This window comes from Actinomyces sp. oral taxon 849 str. F0330 (genome assembly GCF_000239715.1).
GTDB lineage: Bacteria > Actinomycetota > Actinomycetes > Actinomycetales > Actinomycetaceae > Actinomyces > Actinomyces johnsonii.
This window is the reverse complement of the sequence record NZ_JH470351.1, coordinates 21,256-22,997: the sequence shown is the minus strand read 5'-3', so window position 1 is coordinate 22,997 and position 1,742 is coordinate 21,256. Positions and strand designations below refer to the sequence as shown.

The 1,742-nt window shown below is 68.7% G+C and carries 2 protein-coding genes; both read left to right on the top strand.

Annotation, left to right across the window (positions count from 1 at the left end):
• The first annotated feature begins 179 nt into the window (after positions 1–179).
• Positions 180–677, top strand: coding sequence for a nodulation protein NfeD (locus HMPREF0975_RS05870; protein WP_009233230.1), 498 nt, complete (start codon positions 180–182; stop codon positions 675–677).
• A 102-nt stretch (positions 678–779) separates the two neighbouring features.
• Positions 780–1,742, top strand: a 963-nt coding sequence (locus tag HMPREF0975_RS05865; protein WP_009233229.1) for an SPFH domain-containing protein, incomplete at its 3' end; no start/stop codon positions are given.

Below are 1,742 nucleotides of genomic sequence, written 5' to 3'. Positions count from 1 at the left end.
GACGGCATGGTCCTTCGCTCCCCCGTCCCTGCAGGACTCCGCCGAGATCCCTCGGGCGCGCGGCGCCTGAGCGGACCGCCGGGTTCTACTCCCCATCTCGTCTCGGGGATCTTGGCGCGACCCGCGTGGCAGAATCCAGATGCGGGAAGCCGGTCGGGCTTCCCCAGAAGGGAGCCGACGTGAGCATCTTCGTCTGGTGCGCGATCATCGGCTGCGGCACGCTCCTGGTCTCCATCCTCTTCGATGGGCTGCTCGACGCGTTCCTGCCCGATGGGATGGTCCCCGTGCTCGCCCTTCCGGTGGCCGTATTCGGCGCGATCGGCATGGGCATGACCGCCGTGTCGGGATCCGTCTCCGTGCCGGCGGCCGTGCTGTGGGGTGTTCCCACAGCGTTGGCGCTCGCCTCGGGGACGGCCACGCGTTGGCTGTGGAACCGCCTCAAGCGGACCATGCCGCTGGACACGGCACCGCCCACCGCGGCAGAACTCGTCGGAGAGAGGGTCACCGTCCTGTGGTGGAAGGACGGCAGCGGCGAGGTCCGCGCCATCACGCGCGGCAACCAGCTGACCCTGCCGGCGCGCTCTGAGGAGCCGATGCGCTCGGGCCAGAGCGCCTGGGTGCTCGACGCCGAGGACTCAACCCTCACCATCACCCCTTGGGGGCAGATCGAGAGCTGACCGTCCACCAGACGCCGGTGACGGTATCGATCCGCCTCCTGCCGGTCGCCCGCCCTGGCTCCGACCTCCCACCCCACCTCCCCGAAAAGAAAGGAACACAGCGTGGATCCAACATTCATCGGCGCGATCGTCGTCATCGTCATCATCGGGCTCCTGATCCTGGCCTACCTGTTCAGCCGGATCGTCGTCGTCCCCTCCAACCTCACCGGTCTGATCTCCGGATCGAACCGGGGCGCGGTCAAGATCATCCACCCCGGTGGGCGCGACTTCGTCCTGCCGGTCATCCAGTCCATCCAGTACCTGCCCTTCACCCAGACCACGATCGGCTTTAAGGTCACCGCCGAGGACGAGAACAAGATCAACGTCAACGTGGCCGCCGTCGCCGCCGTCAAGGTGGGTGACTCCGACGAGCAGGTGCGCGCCGCGGCCAAGCGGTTCCTGGGCAAGCAGAACACGGACCAGGCGATCGCCGACTCAGCCCGGGAGGCGCTCATCGGCTCCCTGCGCTCGATCATCGGGCACATGACGGTCACCGACCTCATCTCCGACCGTGACGCTCTCCAGCGCAACGTCTTCGACGACGCCAAGAGCATCATGGCCAACATGGGTCTGGAGATCGACATGCTCCAGGTCTCCGAGATCACCGACGCCGGCGGCTACATCGAATCCCTGGGCGTGCCCGAGCAGCAGCGCGTCGAAAAGGACGCCCGCATCGCCCGAGCCAACGCCGAGCGCGAGGCCCGCGACGCCGAAGTCACCTCGCGTCAGCAGATCGCCGAGCGCGAGCGCGATCTGTCCCTGCGTCAGGCCCAGCTCAAGGCCGAGACGGACAAGGCCCAGGCCGACGCCGACTCCGCTGGACCGATCGCCCGCGCCGCCAAGGAGCGCGAGATCGCCATCATCGGCCAGGAGGCCGCCGAGGCCAAGGCCTCCCTGACCGAGCGCGAGCTCGACTCCACGGTGCGCAAGCCCGCCGATGCGGCCCGCTACCAGCGCGAGCAGGAGGCCCAGGCCTCCAAGACCGAGGCGCTGCTGCGCGCACAGGCCGAGGCAGAGCGCACCCGC